General features: G+C 59.1%; 11 protein-coding genes. All 11 read right to left on the bottom strand.

What is annotated here, in order from left to right:
- Positions 1–4: 4 nt before the first annotated feature.
- Complete coding sequence (locus tag CSQ92_RS01245; protein ID WP_034786202.1) at positions 5–778, bottom strand: hypothetical protein; 774 nt, start codon at positions 776–778, stop codon at positions 5–7.
- 41 nt (positions 779–819) lie between these two features.
- Positions 820–1,491 (bottom strand): TetR/AcrR family transcriptional regulator, encoded by a 672-nt coding sequence (locus tag CSQ92_RS01240; RefSeq protein ID WP_034786204.1) that lies wholly within the window; start codon positions 1,489–1,491, stop codon positions 820–822.
- 138 nt (positions 1,492–1,629) lie between these two features.
- Entirely contained in the window at positions 1,630–2,235 is a 606-nt protein-coding gene (locus CSQ92_RS01235) for a phasin family protein (protein ID WP_099393017.1), read from the bottom strand.
- 135 nt (positions 2,236–2,370) lie between these two features.
- On the bottom strand, positions 2,371–6,009 hold the full coding sequence (locus CSQ92_RS01230; RefSeq protein ID WP_099393016.1) for an EAL domain-containing protein: 3,639 nt from the start codon (positions 6,007–6,009) through the stop codon (positions 2,371–2,373).
- A gap of 301 nt (positions 6,010–6,310) precedes the next feature.
- Complete coding sequence (locus CSQ92_RS01225; protein ID WP_099393015.1) at positions 6,311–7,270, bottom strand: esterase/lipase family protein; 960 nt, start codon at positions 7,268–7,270, stop codon at positions 6,311–6,313.
- Positions 7,267–8,901 carry a GMC family oxidoreductase gene (locus CSQ92_RS01220; protein WP_099393014.1) on the bottom strand — a complete coding sequence of 545 codons (1,635 nt, stop codon included), beginning with the start codon at positions 8,899–8,901 and terminating at the stop codon, positions 7,267–7,269. Before CSQ92_RS01220 ends, CSQ92_RS01225 begins: the two co-directional genes overlap by 4 nt.
- 7 nt (positions 8,902–8,908) lie before the next feature.
- Entirely contained in the window at positions 8,909–9,433 is a 525-nt protein-coding gene (locus CSQ92_RS01215) for a hypothetical protein (RefSeq protein ID WP_099393013.1), read from the bottom strand.
- A gap of 76 nt (positions 9,434–9,509) precedes the next feature.
- Entirely contained in the window at positions 9,510–10,715 is a 1,206-nt protein-coding gene (locus CSQ92_RS01210; protein WP_257219094.1) for an MFS transporter, read from the bottom strand.
- A 90-nt stretch (positions 10,716–10,805) separates the two neighbouring features.
- Positions 10,806–11,708, bottom strand: coding sequence for a LysR substrate-binding domain-containing protein (locus tag CSQ92_RS01205; RefSeq protein ID WP_099393012.1), 903 nt, complete (start codon positions 11,706–11,708; stop codon positions 10,806–10,808).
- Positions 11,705–12,469 (bottom strand): RNA methyltransferase, encoded by a 765-nt coding sequence (locus CSQ92_RS01200; protein ID WP_099393011.1) that lies wholly within the window; start codon positions 12,467–12,469, stop codon positions 11,705–11,707. Before CSQ92_RS01200 ends, CSQ92_RS01205 begins: the two co-directional genes overlap by 4 nt.
- A gap of 299 nt (positions 12,470–12,768) precedes the next feature.
- Complete coding sequence (locus CSQ92_RS01195) at positions 12,769–17,712, bottom strand: DEAD/DEAH box helicase (RefSeq protein WP_099393010.1); 4,944 nt, start codon at positions 17,710–17,712, stop codon at positions 12,769–12,771.
- Positions 17,713–17,971 lie beyond the last annotated feature (259 nt).

Raw genomic sequence — 17,971 nt, 5'->3', positions numbered from 1 at the left:
ATCCCTACCCTTTCAATTCATCGATCGCCGCCTCGACCTCGAGGCGCTCCTTGGCGTCCAGTGCCTCGCACTCGGCCGCCTTTTCATACAATGCCAGCGCTTCCGCCAACTTTTTCTTTCCGTCGAGCATATTCAAGGCGCGCGCATATTCGCTGTGCGCCAGCGCCGAATACGGCGTCAGGGCCAGTGCCGTCTTGAAGTGCTGATAACCGTCTTCCTTGTTGGCGCCGTAGGTCAGGCTGCCTATCATGGCGCCGACTTTGTCGATAATTTCCGTATGATAAATCCCAAACGCGATATGCGCTTCCGCATGCATGGGCGCCACCGTCATCGTGCGGTCCAGGCTGTTGCGCACGCGCGCGCCCATGCCTTGCGCCAGGGCCTTGACGACGGACGTGCCCAGCGCATAACGGCCCAGGCTGTAGGCATGCCAGTAGTAGCCGGCCGGATTGTCCGGCTGCTCACTCTGCTGGCGCTCGCAGCGCTCCGCGACTTCTTCGTACATGTCGAGTTTCCGGCTGTCGTCCACTTCCAGGTGCGTGGCGTAGATGCAGGTCGCCTTGTGCGCCACCGCATAGCCGGGCACGCCGACGGCCAGGCCCAGCTTCACGGCGCGCTCGAAGTCGCCCGCATGGAAGGCCAGCCAGGCTTGCACCAGCGCAGAGTGCGTGGGAAAGGGTTCCACGTCGCCCGCATGCAGACGCGCCCAGGCCGCTTCCAGGGTTTGCGGCGTGTAGACATATGCCTCGTCCGGATAGGGGAATTGTTTCCAAGCCATATATCTCTCCTGTAAATAGCGACGTGGCGCCAGCAGCCGCGTCAGTCGTTCTTGAGTTTCGTCACATACTCTTCCGACAGTTTGCGAAACAGCAAATGCGTTTCATTGCGCAGATACGGGCCGATCAGGGACAGTACCTGGTAACAGCCGCGCGCCAGCGCATCGGACATCGATTGCTGCTCGCTGTACTTGCGCGGGTTGCGCACATACTCGTACGACAGCCAGTAGGTGGCGACAACCACCATATTCGTCGCCATCGCAGCAATTTCCATGTCCGACGCTTCCAGCGACTGTTCGCTGCGCAAGTCTTCGCACAGCTGCGTGGCCACCTTGATCTTGTGCGCCAGGATCAGCTTGAAGTGCAATTCCAGTTTGCGGTTGCGCGACAGCAAATCATTGAGGTCGCGATAGAAAAAGCGGTAGCGCCAGATCAGTTCGAACATCAGGTGCAAATACAGCCAGACATCCTCGATATTCGAGCGGCGACCGTCGGGCACGGTCAGGATGCGTTCGATTTCCGCCTCGAACTGGACGAAGATCGAATTGACGATATCGTCCTTGTTACGGAAGTGGTAATACAGGTTGCCGGGCGAAATGTTCATCTCTTCCGCAATCACGGTCGTCGTGATATTCGGCTCACCAAACTCATTGAACAGGCGCAGCGACAACTCCAGGATGCGTTCGCGGGTACGGCGTGGTGCTTTTTGTAGCATGGCGGGCAATCTCTCTGTGTTCTGCCTCAAGCATACCACCTAAAATAGCCATAATGAAACACTCCGCCCCTGGCCGCCGGCGAAAAACGCAGGCAAAAAAAAGCCTGCGCGAGCAGGCTGGAGGAATGCGGCGCCAGCTCAGGCGGCCGGCGCTTTTTTCTTCGCCGCCGGTTTGCTCAGCGGCTTGCTCACCGGTTTGGCTGCGGCGCGCGGCGCGGCCCTGGCTGCCGGCTTGGCCGTGGCCTTGGCGACGGCCGTTTTCGGTGCGGTTTTTGGCGCGGTTTTCGGTGCGGCTTTCGGCGCCGCCTTCACGGCGGGCTTGGCCGCAGCCTTCGGCTTGGAGGCCGGCGCGGCCTTGGCCGACAGCGCCGCCACTTGCCGGCTCAAGGCATCGATCTGCGCGTGCAGCGCGGCGAGGTCCTGTTGCGTGGGCACGCCGATGGTGGCCAGGGCGCGCGCGACGCGCTCTTCAAACACCTGTTCCAGCTTGTCCCAGGAGCCGCTGGCCTGCTTGCCCACGCCATCGGCCAGCTTGCTGACACTGTCGCTGACACCGGCCACCTTGTCTTCGGCGCGCTTCTGGAATTCCGTGCCTTCCTTTACCAGCTTGGAAAACACGCGCCCGCCCTCTTCCTGCGCCTTGGCAAAGGCACCGAGGCCCGCTTGCCAGATCTGCTGCGCGGACGAGCGCACCGCGCTTGCCAATTCCTTGTCTTCCGTCGGTTCCTTCAATTTCTTCACCATCGCCAGCTCCCGTCATGTGAAAGGCCATGCCACTTCATGGATGCATTTTATTCTAGTGAGCAAAACTAGAGACGGGGGTCTAATTCGATAGAAAACGGCTGCTCAAGGTGCGCCAGCGCACGCGGCGGCCAGAACCTAGGCCGCCGCCTTCACCTGGCCATGCAGCAGCTTGTGCAGGCGGAAGCCTTCGCGGATATTCTCGCGCAGCACGGCGCCTTTCCACGGCTTGGTATAGAAGCGGTCGACGGCGCCGCGGTTGATGGCCGCCATGATGGGCGTCAGGTCGGCAAAGGCCGACAGCATGATGCGGAAGGTGTCGGGACACAGGTGCTTGACCCGCTCCATGAATTCGGTGCCGCTCATGAGCGGCATGCACTGGTCGCACAGGATCACCTGCACCTTGTGGCGGGCCAGGATGTCGAAGCCTTCGGCGGCCGTCTGCGCCGTGAGGATGCGGTAGCCGTCCTGCGCCAGGAAGTCGCTGAGCACGTCGAGCATGAAGACATCGTCGTCGACGATCAGCAAGGTTTGCTGCTCTTCGCCACCGGCATCCTGCGGCGCCTGCAACAGCTTGCCGCCCATCAGCATCTGTTCGAATTCCTCGTGCGGCACGGGACGGCTGAAGTAATAACCCTGCATCTCGTCGCAGCCGTGGCGCCGCAAATAGGCCAGCTGCGCATCGTTTTCCACGCCTTCGGCGATCACTTCCAGCTTCATGCTGTGCGCCATGCTGATAATGGCCAGCACGATGGCGGCGTCGTCCGGATTGCTGGTCACTTCGCGCACGAAGGCGATATCGATCTTCAGCTTGTCGATAGGGAAGCGCTTCAGGTAGGCCAGGCTCGAATAGCCGGTGCCGAAATCGTCGATGGAAATCTGGATGCCCAGCGCCTTCAGGTTGCGCAGCACGGCGATGGTTTCCTCGGCGTTCGACATGAGCGAGCTTTCCGTCAGCTCCAGCTCCAGCAGCTCGGGCGCGATATCGTATTTGCGGATCGCCTTGAGCACCTCCTCTTCCAGGCCGCCGACGAAAAACTGGATGCCCGACACGTTGACCGACAGGTGCACGGGCCCGATGCTGCTGGCGCCCCACTCGCTGATCTTCCTGCACGCTTCGTCGAGCACCCAGTTACCGACGCGCACGATCAGCCCCGTTTCTTCCAGCAGGGGGATGAACAGGGCCGGCGAGACCATGCCGTGGCCGGGGCGGCGCCAGCGTATCAGCGCCTCGGCGCCGCTGATGCGTCCCGAGATGATATTCACCTTGGGCTGGAAGAACAGCACGAATTCCTCGTTGTCGATGGCGCGCCGCAGGGCGTTTTCCATGTCCAGCCGCGCCATCGACTGCGCATTCATTTCCGCCGTGAAGAAGCGGAAGGCGTCGCGGCCCGCTTCCTTGGCGCGGTACATGGCCGTGTCGGCATATTGAATCAGCGTGTCCGCATCGATGCCATCGTCGGGGTACACGGATATGCCGATGCTGACCGTCACCGTCACCTCGTGACCCTGCAAGTCGAAGGGCTTGCGCATCGCCTCGCGGATCTTGTCGACCACGCCCACGGCATGCTGGGCGCCATCGGGCAGTACCAGGATGGTGGCAAATTCATCGCCGCCAAAGCGGCCGATGGTATCGCGCACGCGCAGGCAATCGACGAGGCGGCTGGAAAACTGGCGCAGCAGATCGTCGCCGATGGTGTGGCCCAGGGTATCGTTGATATTCTTGAAGCGGTCGATATCCATGAACAGCACGGCCACGGCCCACTGGTGCTCGGACGCCTGGGTCAGCGAATGGGTCAGCGAGGCGTAGAACTGGCTGCGGTTCGGCAAGCCCGTCAAGGTATCGAAATGCGCCAGCTTCATCAGGCGGTGCTCGGCATCCTTGCGCTCGGTGATGTCGCGCGCCACGGCCACCAGGATCCAGCTCTGCCCCGAGCGCAGGGTACGCCGCTGCACTTCCACCGACAGCGGCGAACCGTCCTTGCGCTGCAGCTGCAATTCCGTCATCGGGCCGCCCTGGTCGCCGGCCAGCAGCTTGTTGTACAGCTCTTCCAGCTGGGATTCGCCCTCGTGCGCGCGGCCCGGCCCCACGCGCAGGAAATCCTCGCGCTCGAAACCGAGCATGCGGCAAGCCGTCTGGTTGACGTCGACGAAGCACATGCCGGCACGGTCGACGAGGAAAATCGCGTCGGCCGTGGCATCCATCGCCAGGCGGAAGCGGCGCAAGTCTTCATCGAGGCGGATGCGCGCCGCCATGTCCAGGGTCAGCTGCTCATGGTGGCGCTTGATCTCGTCGTACAGCAGCAGGTTGTCGTAGGCGACGGCGATCTGCGCCGCCACCGTGGCGGCGACGCGCTCGTCGACTTCGGAAAATTCATTCGCGCCCAGCTTGTCGACCAGGTACAGCCAGCCGTGGCTGCGCTCGCGCGAGGCGATGGCCACGCCCAGAAAGGAATGCACGGGCGGGTGCGTGTCGGGCAGGCCCAGCGCGCCGGGGTCGCCCTTCAAGCCGTTGACCCGGTAGGGCTGGCGCTGTTCCAGCAAGCGGTTCAGGATGCCCGTGCGCGGTGTACTGGCGATGCGCTCGAGGTTTTTCTCGGCGCCGCACGAGGAAAAATAGCTGAGCTTTTCGGCGCCCTCTTCCAGCATGCCGATGCAGGCGTACTTGGAGACGCAGATATTCTGCGCCACCTTGCAGCCCGCCTCGATCAGGGCGCGCGGATCGCGTTCGGCGCCCAGCTCGATGCCCAGCTCGATCAGGGCCGTGAGGCGCAGGCTCACCGCCTGCAGGCTCGACAGCGAGCGCGACAGGCGCTCCGTCATGACGCCCAGGTCTTCGGGGATGACGGCCTGGCCCTCGCGCTGGCTGGCCAGCTGCGAAATCTGCTGGCTGCTCGATTCGAGTTCGTCGAGGTAGCCGCTGACCTGGTGCTCGATGCCGGCCAGCTTGCCCGTGACGGGAGGCGCCGCGGCGCCGCTGACCTCCGGCGCAGCCGGCACCTGGGCCGCCGCCGGCATCAGCCCCAGCGCCTCGTTCACCGTGCGCACGATGACTTCGGGGTCGGACGGCTTGGGCAGCACCCAGCGCACGCCGCACGCCTGCGCCAGCAAGATCGCTTCCTGTTCGCGGTAGGTGGCCGTATAAAAGATGATGGGCACGTCGGTCAGCACGGGATCGGCATGCACGCGCGTGACGAATTCGTAGCCGTCCATGTTCGGCATGAGGATGTCGGAAATGATCAGGTCCGGCCGCTCGGTGCGCAGGACTTCCAGCGCGTCGGCGCCATTCGCCGCTTCCAGCAGGCGGTGGCCGCCGTAACCGAGCAAAGCGGTCAGGAATTCGCGGTTCAGCACATGATCATCGACGATCAGGATGGTGGCTATGTCGTTTTTAACTGGCGTCGACGGCGCCCCGGGTAAAAAAGATTCCAGCTCCGCGACGAACAGGTCGGGCTCGATCGGCTTGCCGATGTAGCCATTGAAACCCGCTTCAAGCAGACGTTCGCGGTCGCCCACCATGGCCAGTGCCGTCACGGCCAGGGCCGGGATATTGCGCAGCTGCGGATCTTTCTTCAGCTCGGCCACCACGCCATAGCCATCGAGCTTGGGCAAATGCACGTCGCAAATGATCAAGTCCGGCAATTCGCTGCGCGCCATGCGCACGCCCTCTTCGCCGTCATAGGCGGCCAGCGGCGTGTACCCGAAGGCACGCAGCAAATACACCATCAATTCCATATTGGTGGCGTTATCTTCAATAATCAGGATACGTGCGGACAATTAGCGCCCCCAATAAAAACTGCATGGACTCATTTTCTGCCTGCGTTCAACTTTTCGCATGCGCGGGCTACATAACAATCCTACAATATCTTGCCATAGATCCTGAGAAAAATCTGGCCGCCGGACGTCTGCAGAACGACGCAAGCGGCCTCAGGAACAATTTTTCCCGCTGCCCTTCTGACCTTAGCTTAATACAGTACGCCAGCGGAAAACAGCATTATCTGCCCATGGCGTTGTTAAACAGGGGCAACAGCAGAGTCAAAACAGACAGTCTTGCCATGCAGACAAAACACAACAGGAGTCAGGAAAAATGCGGGCAAGACGGAGGCTGGGCGACTTCGTTCTTGATAGTGATTTCTTCCAGCAGCTGACGCAGCACGCGCGCATCGCTGGCCAGCGCCACGTGGCCGATGCCGCCGAAGGCCAGATTGCGCGCGCCGGGCAGCTGCGCGGACGACTGCGGCGCGACGATATTGTCGTGATGCGAGTACATCGAAGTGATCAGGGCGCGCGTTGCCGGCGTCTCGCTGGCGGCCAGCTGCGCCAGCCAGGCGTCCGGGGCGCCATGGATACGGCTCATCTGCCGGGCATTCGCGCCTGCCGCCACATTGGCCAGCGCCGTGCCGTGGTGCGGCGTGCCGATGGTGATGATGCGGGCGACACGCCGCGCGCCATGCCGGCGCAGCCAGGCGCGCGCCACCAGGCCGCCCATGCTGTGGGCGACGAGAATCACGCGGCCGCTGCCCGTGCGGGCGCACAGCTCGGTGATGGCCTGCTCCACCTGCGGCACGCAATCCTCGATGTCGGCGACGATGGGTTCCAGGTCGACAGCGTCATGCGCGACGCCGGCCCGCGCCAGCTGGCGGCTCAGTTGCGCCCAGTAGCCGCGGTTGCACACATAGCCGTGGATCAGCAGCACCGGCAAGCCCCGGGAAGCCGTGGCGGCGTCCAGCGCATGCAGGCGCGGACGCAGCATGCCCCAGGACGAGGCCCACAGGGTGGCGCGCAGTTCGCCCAGGAACAGGCGCGCGGCGCCCCGCACACCCAATTGATATTCCTGTGGCACGGAGCTACCCAGCCGCCGGCTCTGCCAAAAATTGCGCGCCACGACCAGCGCGCGCACGGCCAGCAGCATGGCCAGCGCCAGCAACACGGCCTGCACCGGCGAAGCCACGCCCCACGCCTGCATGGCCAGGTACGCCAACCCCAGCACGGCCAGCAGCTGCAGCAGCATCAGCCACTTGAGTATGCGTGCGATCATGCTGGCGCTGGAACGGGCACGGGCGCCGGTTTGCCCGTCAGCTCCCGCGCCAGGCCGCTGGCCAGGCGTGCGGCCAGCGCATACAGCGTCAATTGCGGATTGGCGCCTATCGACGTGGGCAACAGCGAGCCGTCGTGCACGGACAAATTGCGCACGCCGTGGTAGCGGCCATCGGCACCCGTCACGCCCAGGCGCGCATCGTCCGACATGGCGCAGCCGCCCATCACGTGGGCCGACACCACCCGCGCCAGCAGCACCCTCATCGGCAAATCGCCGATGGCCTGCTTCGCCTGCGCCCAGCTGGTGTAATGGCTGGCCATTTCATGCACGGGATAGACACTTTTCGCGCCGGCGGCGAACTGGATTTCCGCCATCGACAGCAGCGCGCGCCGCACGCCATCCCACATAAAAGGCGTGAGCGGATAGTCGAGCACGGGCGCACCGAAGCTGTCGATCGATACCGTGCCGCCCGCCGAATCATGGTGAAAGCCGTCGCGCAGCAGGGCCAGCAAGCCATGCGCATGGGGGAATTCGCGCATGGTGCGCGCGTGTTCATCGCCGAAACCGCCCATGGTGGTGGCCATCAGCAGCGGATGCAGCGGCGGCGCTTCGAGCTTGTAGCCGATGGGACCATCGATGGGCGCCGCGTGCAGGAAATGGTCGGAATAAATCGTCTGCGGCGCGCCCGCATAGGCGTCGACGCGCTGCGGGAACAGGCCCGCCGAGATCACCGTCGGATGCAGGAAGGTGCGCCGCCCCAGCAAGCCATGCGGATCCGGCGCCTGCGAGCGCAACAGCAGCGCCGGCGAGTTGATGGCGCCGCCGGCCAGCACGAAGTGTCTGGCGCGCAGCGTGAGGCGCACGCCCGTCGGCACCTGCCCGGCGGCGTCGAGCGCCGTCACCTGCAGGCTGTCGATGCGCTCGCCCTTGAAGCTGAAACGCTCGGCGCGCGCATGCACGAGCAGGCCCGCGCCCAGCGCCAGCGCCGACGGGATCGTCGTCACCAGCATCGACTGCTTGGCGTTGGTCGGGCAGCCCATGCCGCAATAGCCGAGGTTCCAGCAGCCGTTCACGTTGCGCCGGATGGCGGCCGTGGGAATGCCCAGCGCCGTGGCGCCACGGCGCAACAAGTCGTTGTTTTCATTGGGCGGCACGGCCCAGTCGCTCACGTGCAGGCGCTTTTCCATCATGGCGAACCACGGCGCCATGGCATCGACGGAATAGCCGGACAAGCCAAAATGCTTGCGCCAGTACTCGAGGGTGCCGGGCGGCGTGCGGAAGCTCGAGGTCCAGTTGACGGTGGTCGAACCGCCCACGGTGCGCCCCTGCAGGATATTGATCGCCTTGTCGCGCGTCTTGCGCGCGGCCGATTCCTGGTACAGCGCGGGATAGGCGTCCGCTTCGCGCATCTTGAAGTCTTGCGAGGACTTCAAGCCGCCCTCTTCGACGATCAAGACCTTCAGGCCGGCCAGCGCGAGGATTTCCGCCGTCACGCCGCCGCCGGCGCCGCTGCCGATGATGATCACGTCGGCTTCCAGCGTACGGTCGGCGGCCACGGTGCTGGCGTCGGTGACGTTCCAGCCGCTGGCCACGCCGATGGCGATGGGGTCAAGAATGGGAGATGTGCTCATGGATACCTTATGCGCTCAATTCGGGCAGCGGCCCCGGATAGCCGATGGCGGCCCAGTGGGCGGCATCGGCATACCAGGCGCCGAGGATCAGATCGTGCAGGGCCAGGTAGGCCGTCTGCAAGGTGGCCAGGCGGTGCGTGCGCCACGACTGCAGAAAGGCGGCCACCTGGGCGGGATCGGCTTCGCGCCAGCCGCCATGCACGCCGGCGACGAAGCGCCGCGCGGGTGCCAGCGCCAGCAGGCCAAACAAATCCTGCACCTCCTGCTGCGCCGCCAGGGGCAAGCCGCGGATGGCCGTGTCCACGCCGGCGATGGCGCCATCGAGCGCCGCAGCCCGCGCAGCCGCTTGCGGCGGCGGCAATGCCTCGCCCAGCATGGCCGGCACGATGGCCGCCAGCGCCGCGCGTGCCGCGCCATCGAGCACGAAGCGGCCTGGTGGCGCCGGCCCGCGCACCAGGCGATAGGCCGCCCCTCCGGCGGCCAGCGCGCAGGCGCCGAGCACGCCCAGTTTCAGAAACGATCTGCGTTGCATACCCCTATCCCCTTGTTTTATACCGCCTTTTGCAGGCCAGTGTACGCCAAAGGCAGTGGGCGCTTGAACGCAAAAACTAGAGCGGAGAGTCTAGTTTTTGCGCCTGAAACCATAGCAACAGCATGGCCAGCAGCGCCGCCAGCGCGCCGCCGATGGCAATGCTGGACAAGCCGAAGGCGACGATCAGCGCACCTCCCAGCGCGCCGCCAAAGGCCGTGCCCGCATTGAAGGCGGCGATATTCAGGCCCGCCGCCACGGCGTCGCTGCCCGGGCAATGCCGTTGCGCCAGGCGTAGCAGCCGCATGGTAGACAGGGTGACGAGGGCAAAGAACAGCAAGCCCAAAGTGCCGCACAGGGCCAGCATGGCCAGGGGCTGGGCGCGCAGCAGATAAAAGGCCAGCAGATTGAGCGCCAGCGCGGCCAGGGCCAGCACGGTGGAGCGCAGCGCGTGGGGGCGGTCGGCGCACCAGCCGCCCAGCAGGTTGCCGCCGATGGCGCACGCGCCAAAACACAGCATGGCGGCGCCCAGCCAGGCCGCATCGAGCCCGCCCAGCTGCAGCAGGAAGGGCGAGACATACGTGAAAAAGCTGAAGGTAGCCACGCTGACCAGCGCCGCCACGCCGGCCGCCAGCAGCAGGGGTAGCTGCAGGATGGCGCGCAGGCTGGCCAGGGCCGATACGGCGGCGGCCTGCTGGCGCGCGGCCGGCATGGCCAAGCGCAGGCCCGCGCCACCGCACAGGGCCAGCACGCCGATGGCCGCAAATACCCAGCGCCACGACGAGACGGCGCCCAGCCACGTCCCCAGCGGCACGCCGCCGGCCAGCGCCAGGGTCAGGCCCAGCCAGACGATGGACAGCGCCCGTCCCGCGCGGGACGGGTCGACCAGGCTGGTGGCCGCATGCGACGCCACCGCCATGAAGACGCCATGCGCGAGGCCGACGGCAAAGCGCCCCCCCAGCAGCGCGCCCAGCGCTGGCGCGGCCGCCATGGCCACGCTGCCGGCCGCCAGCACGAGCATGGTGGCCACCAGCACCTGGCGCACGGGCCGGCGCGCCAGCATGGCCGTCAGGATGGGCGCGCCGATGGCCGCCCCCAGCGCGTACGCGGCGATGGCGCCGCCGGCCGCCGCCACGCTGGCGTGCAAGTCGCGCGCCATGGGGGTCAACAGGCCGGCGGCGATGAATTCGCACAAGCCGAAGGCAAAGCTGCACAGGGAGAGCAGGTAAATGGAAAGTGGCAGCGTGGCGGACGGCAGCACAGTGCGCGAGGACATGGTGGACATGGCAGTTCCTGACAATCAAAACGCCATGCTGGCCCCTCATTCACCATCTGTAAAATATCTTATTTATCTTGAAATGAGACTTTGAAAGTCTCAATAGGCGGAAGAGTGCCGCAGCTGCGCCAGCAGGCGCTCGCGCACGGGAGACGTGCGCTGCGGGTCCCACGCCATGTACAGGTCGAGCTGGCGCAGCGGCGCGGGCGCATCGCTGTGCAGCGGCAGCATGACGACGCCGGCAGGCCGGGACGCCGCCAGGCTGGCCGGCAGCAGGGCCACGCCGAAGCCGGCAGCCACCAGTCCCAGCACCGTTTGCAAACGGCGCGCCTGCTGCGCCACGCGCGGCACGAAGCCCGCGTGCAGGCACAGGCTGGCCAGCTGGTCGTGGAAACCCTGGCCCAGGTCGCGCGGCGAAGCGACGAAATCGTCGCCGGCCAGGTCCGCCAGATCCACGCGCGCCTGGCCCGCGCAGCGGTGGTTCGACGGCAGCGCGATCACGATGTCTTCGCCGGACAGGCGCTCGAAGCGCAAGCCCGGCGTGCTGCGGCCCGGCACGCGCAGCAGGGCGATATCGACCTCGCCCCGCTCCAGCCACTCGACCTGCTGCTGCGTCGACGCTTCGCGCAAGGTGAACTGCACGGCGGGCGAAGCGGCGCGAAACGCGCGCAAGGCATTCAATACGTGGGCATACGGCGTGATGTGGATAAAGCTCAGGCGCAAGTGGCCCTCGATGCCCTGCGCCACGCGGCGCGTGGCCGCCACGCCCTCTTCCAGGCTGGCCAGCACCTGGCGCGCCGTGGCCAGGAAAGCCATGCCGGCCGGCGTCAAGGCGACCTTGCGGTTCGTGCGCTCGAATACGGGATAGCCGAGCGCTTCTTCCAGCCGCAATATCGCCTGCGACAACGGCGGCTGCGCCATGTGCAGCCGCTCGGCCGCGCGGCGGAAATTGAGTTCCTCGGCGACGGCGATGAACTGGCGCAGCAGCCGGGTCTCTATCATGGGCCTTTTTTCGCTACCGCCAGGATATGCCGGGCGATGCCGCGCAGGATATTGACTTCTTCCGTTTCCAGCCCCGTGCGCGAAAACAGGCGTTTCAGCCTTGGCATGAGTTTTTTCGGGTTGTCCGCGTCGAGGAAGTCGATGGCCACCAGCGCCTGTTCCAGATGCGCGTACATGCCGTCGACCTGCGCCAGGCTGGCCGCGTCGCCATGGAAACCGACGGGACTGGCGATCTGCCCGTCGCCGAGGGCCGCCACGCGGCATTCATAGGCGACGACCTGCGCCGCCTGCGACAGGTTCAGCGAGGAATACTCGGGGTTGGCGGGGATGTTGATCAGCACATTGCACTGCTCGACGATCTCGTTGGGCAAGCCGAAGCGCTCGTTGCCGAAGATGACGGCTGCGTGCAAGTCGTCGCTGGCCGCCAGTTGGGCCGCGATGGCGCGCGGGGCCGTGACGGGCGGAGAAAATTCGCGCAGGCGGGCTGAGACGGCCGCAGCGTAATTGCAGCCTTCGAGCGCCTCGGCGATCGAGCCGACGATGCGCGCGCCGGACAGGATATCATGCGCGCCGCTGGCGAAGGCCACCGCTTCCGCGTCCGTCAAGGCATCGGGAAAGCGGGGATTGACCAGCACCAGATCGGAAAAACCCATCGTTTTCATGGCCCGCGCGACGGCGCCAATGTTGCCAGAGCGACTAGTTTCGACAAGAATAAATCGCAGGCGTTTGAAAAGAGACGTGTTGATTTCGGGCAGATTCATTTAAATGGCACATTGTGCAGTATCGATAAACAAGGGGATGACAGCGAATTTACCGCTACTTTGCCCCACAGGACTGGATTTTACCCCGTACTCGCCTCTGCAGCAATTCTCCCTAATTTTTAAATATTATCTTTTATTCAACTTTTTCTCGATCTTTCTTACGCCTGAACGCATCCTGCCTGACCTCTGCAATACTGTTTTTGCTCACGCTCCAGGACACATACTTCACATACAACAATAAGAAAGACTCCAAAGCGGGCACTAGCACCGTCGCGTAAGGTGACGGTGCTAGTCATGCGCTAGTTAGATGATGTGCTAGCCATTATTTCCAACGGAGGCAACGCACGGACAATCTTCATTGTTTCAAGGCTTACCGTAATAACCCTTTGGAATAATTCAAGCGGGTAGCGAGCATTGCCCATCGTTTCAGTCGCCCACAAATTGGCATCATTCACGATGCCGCTGTCCTTATGTGTGGTGACTGCTTGCCGTTCCATTACCCACTCTAGCGCTGGCTTACCATTCACCACATATTCATATGCTTCCAACGGAATTCCGGTCATGGTGATTTTTTGGTTATAGACCACACGCGACTTGTCCGTCTTGCTTGAGAACTTCATTTGCGTTACACGGAAATCAACTTCATCTAATCCTGCCATAAGTAAAGCGCCGCCTTCATACTCTACAGGGTGGCACGGTACGGACTCGTAATTAATATGAAGCTCAGCAAGCTTGCGACCTGCTTTCGAGAATTTCCAAAAATCATCAGCCTGCTTTACACATGGAATACGTGGCAATTCCTTTGTTAAGTTATCGGAATAACGCTCTCGGTATTCCGGTGAATGAAGTAGTCCATAAACATAGTAAAACAGGTCTTCTTTAGTTATTTTTTCGTGAGAATAAGCCAATTGAAAATGTGAAAGCCCTGCATCGGTAATTCCATCTTTACGCTTGAATTCACCTGATTCAAAAGGTCTAGCATTTATTTCGCCTTTCTCTTCGAATATATCACCTTGAACGAAATTATCAAGTGGCACTTCATCTTCAACATCATACAAATACATAGGGAAACACTGCCCCTTAGATACCATTTCTAAGTCAGGTATCTTGTTTGTAATGAAGGAGCAAAACTCTTTTGTTGAGCCAAGGCCTGTTACACAAATAACCAAATTCCCCTGCTCCTGAGTGGGGAAAATTTTAGGTATTTGGTAACGCCGTTGGTTGAAATTTTTGTCAAAATACAGCCACTGCCTGAAGAACGGTCGGTAAATACTTTGGGCAAATGAATTCCTGTTAAGTGAGTGCTTAATATTCTTTACCACATCGGATTTGATGTTATCAGTCCAACTGATGTTTTCGGGATTTGGATTAACAAAATCGTTAATCAGCTCTTTCTGACCACCATTCTTCATGTGAATTAAAAATCTATCTACTTCATTATTGTAGAATCCAATCATTCTTTCAATTCTCCTTTCCAGGACAACCCTCGAACTGGAGTAGACCCACGCATCCCTATTGGATTTTATTCCGCCTGAGTAATTTTCGAAAACTGTTGTCTCCGTTTTTACTTTCTTATCCCCAATTGAAATAAACTCTCCAAAGCTTTTATCGCGCTGACTTATCCAATCTCCGTGATCGTCCGGAGTAATCGAAGTCCATCCATTTATAGACTGAATGCCATTAACGCTGCCGTAACCACCTATTTTCTCTAATTTTTCTTGTTGGCTTAAATAATCTCCAATATCATGCCAGTAGATTTGTCCGTGCTGTAAAGCGTTGGGATTCTTGACGAATAGTGTAATAGCAATTGGGGCGCGGCTACCGCTGCCAAAAATCTTTCCACCTTCTTTTCGTGATAGCTCACCGGATGTTCGCTGGTTTCCTCGCAAATGGAATACATAAATGCTACTGAATTCCTCCGCTAGGCATTTACGCAATCCGTCAGCGGAATTACTTTCAAGGAAGCCAGCATTCGTTACAAACCCAATTACGCCACTATTTCCAATTCGATCTGAAGCCCATCGAATCGCTTTGATATAAGAGTCATACAGACTAGTCTTTAGTGTCGCACTTGATCGCGTAACATATGTTTCCCGAATTCTTGAGTCTAGACCGGCATAGCTAATATTTTGATTATTGTCGTTTTCACTCTTTTGCCCAGCTGAATATGGCGGATTGCCGATAATTACACGAATATCCAACTTCTTTTGGCGCGTGCGTCGCGCGCTATTTTCCACCAAGATTTGGTCAACCAAATCTTCCTTTTCGTAAAGTTGAAAAGTGTCAGTTAGGCAGATACCCTCAAACGGCTGATATTCTCCACCCACAATGTCGTGATAGACCGACTCGATATTGATGGCGGCGATGTAATAGGCCAGCAACACGATTTCATTAGCATGTATCTGGGTGGTGTATTTTTTAGGCAGGTCGCTTTTGCTTATCAAACCACTTTGCAGTAGTCTTGTAATGAAGGTGCCTGTTCCTGTAAATGGGTCGATAATATGGACGCTATCACTAGCAAGTGTCTGGTCGAACTCGCTCTTCAAAATATCATTGACGCTGTGGATAATAAAATCAACCACTTCAACAGGAGTGTAAACAATGCCTAATCGTTCTGTCATTCGTGGGAAAGCGTTACGGAAAAATTTGTCGTATAGTTCTACAACGATCTTTTGTTTTCCAGTTGCGCTATCAATTCCTTCAGCACGTAATTTCACACTATTGTAGAAGCTTTGAAGTGTATCGGCTTCTTTATTCAGGTGATGTTCTTGCAACACATCCAGCACACTAGACATTGCGAGCGACATAGGGTTATGTTTGGCAAAACTATAATCGCTAAACAATGCATCAAAGACAGGTTTGGTAATCAGGTGTTGCGCCAACATTTCGATTACCTCGGCGTCGCTGATGCTGTCATTCAGATCATCACGTAATTCATTTGCGAAACCGTCAAACGCAGAACGTTCCTTGGCATTGGACGAGTCTTCAATGATGGTAGTAATTCGGGTGATATGCGTTTGGGCAATCTTTGCAATGTCGTTAGCCCAGTCTTCCCAATGATGCCGATTGCCACATTTTTGAACTACTTTGGCATAGATAGCGCGTTCAATTTCGCCAATCTCAAATTGGAGCGGCACTTGTTCATGGGCTTTATATTCAGCATGATCTTGCCCAATGCCGAATTTACCCTTACCAGTTTCCTTTTTGGATTTTCCGTTGTTTTTATCGGATTTCTTATTAATCTTGTCCGTAATTGCGACCACTTCCATTTTGGCAGTGTCTTTCCCAATCAAATCTAACTTGTTCACCATCGCATCAAATCGATCATCATGCGAGCGCAATGCCTGCAATACTTGCCAAACGACTTTGTAGGTTTTATTGTCATTGAGAGCTTCGTGCGCTTCCATGCCCGCAGGAATAACAACGGGCAAGATGACATAACCACGCTTCTTACCGGGTGCATTACGCATAACGCGCCCAACCGACTGCACGACATCGACCTGGGAGTTGCGTGGTGTCAAAAATAGCACGGCATCCAATGCGGGAACATCGACGCCTTCAGACAAACAACGAACATTGCTAAGAATGCGACAGGTGTTGTCGGGCGAATCAGCCTTTAGCCAATTCAGTTTTTCTTCTTTTTGGCTGGCGTTCATGCTGCCATCGACGTGTGCGGCTTCGCAGATTAGGCGTGCTTGCGTCTCAAACTCGTCTTCCTCTTGATACGACTCAACAACAGCTTGGAACATACCAGCGATGTTCTTCGAGCTAGTCTTGTGGGTCTTTGCGTTTTTCTTTACTTCAATGACCTGACAAAATGCCACAGCACGACGCATCGGGTCTGGATCGCCGATCAAGTCGTTTTGTGTATCCTGTTTTGAAAGAGCTTTCCAGCAGCCGATAATTTTTGCTGCGTCGTCTACCTTCAGCTGATTGTTTTCGTCTGCAAGCAAACCCTGTAAGCGACGGCTAACGTGTGCTTCGTCAACGGCAAGCACAATTACCTTGTAATCAACAAGTAGCCCACGTTTGACCGCTTCGGAAAACGTGATTACGTACAGTTCCTTGCCGTACAGGGTCTCATCGTCCATCGAGCAAATCGCTACATTGTCCTTCTCCGCACTTGCTTTAGCGGTGTCGGCATAAATGCGCGGCGTTGCGGTCATGTAGATACGTTTGGCGGAACGGATAAAGTCGGCGTCGTGAACTTTAACGAAGTTGCTTTCATCATCATCGCCAAATGTTGCGCCTGTAGTGCGATGCGCTTCGTCACAGATAATCAGGTCGAAATCAGCAAGCTCGAATAGCTTCTGCGCCTTGCTGATAACTTCAATCGAATGATAGGTAGAGAAAACGACGCTCATGTGCTCGTCGTCGTGGCGCTTCGCCATTTCTAGTGCCAGCCGTGCTGGCTCTGTCGTGGCCGGGTAGCGCAGCTCATGTGCGAAGGTTTGAACCACATCCTCGTCTTTCGCTCGCTTCTTCCCGACATCGCTATCAGAACAGACAGCAAAGCTGTGTAGCGGCGTGGCGCTTTCCTGCGTCCATTCAGTCAGTGTTTGTGACAGCAAAGATAGGCTCGGAACCAAAAACAGCACGCGCTTGCCAGCACCAGCCAATTTTTCAGCAATCTTCAAGCTGGTAAAAGTTTTGCCAGTACCGCAAGCCATGATGAGCTTGCCGCGGTCAGCAGTCTTAAACCCGTGCTCAGCGGCGTTCAAGGCAGTCTGCTGGTGTTCACGCAGAGTCTTTTTTGCTTTGATGACTGGCGCTTGGTGCGGACGGTATTTTGCCCAATCAATCTGACTGTTTTCGAGATCGTTCAAGTCGATTTTGTTGACAGGCGGCTGCTGATTTTGTAACGCGTCGTTGGCGTGCTCGCTCCAATTGTTGGTCGTGGTGACGATTAGGCGGCGAGTGAATGGTTTCTTGCCTGAGGCAGTGAAGAAGCTGTCAATGTCGGCCTTTTGAACCTTGTAGTCGTCTGCGTAAAATTTACATTGAATTGCGTGGATTTCTGCCGTTCCTTGAGTTCGCGCGACAAGATCAATGCCGGTATCGCGACCATCCAAACCGTGCTCTTTTGCCCACTCCGCATATGACCAGACCTTGTCGTACAGGTCGCGGTAAGTAGCTTCGTTGCGGAAATAGGTAACGATCAGATCTTCAAAGTAAGTACCCTTTTCGCGTTCGCTAAGGGATGCTTGTCGGTAGGTGTCCAGTAATTCGTGCAATGCGGCCATGTTCGAGGGCTTTCTGTTGGAAAACAATGACCATTATTATGGCCCACAACGAACACTATCGGGACTTAAAAGCTACGATTCTTGAACGCTCTAAGAATTACGTTCAAATACCGTCTAGAGCCTTGCGCTTCATTGTCGGGTTAACCGACAACCGGTCCACGGTCTACCTACAGTTACAAAGAGAGAGTTTTCACACCCCATATCCGGAGTCACTTAATTGTTAATTTTTTAACAACTAAAGTGCACCATCCTTTCCGTG

The organism is Janthinobacterium sp. BJB446, from assembly GCF_002735655.1.
Lineage (GTDB): Bacteria > Pseudomonadota > Gammaproteobacteria > Burkholderiales > Burkholderiaceae_D > Janthinobacterium > Janthinobacterium lividum.
Note: the sequence above shows the minus strand (reverse complement) of the source record. Positions and strands in the feature narration are given on the sequence as shown.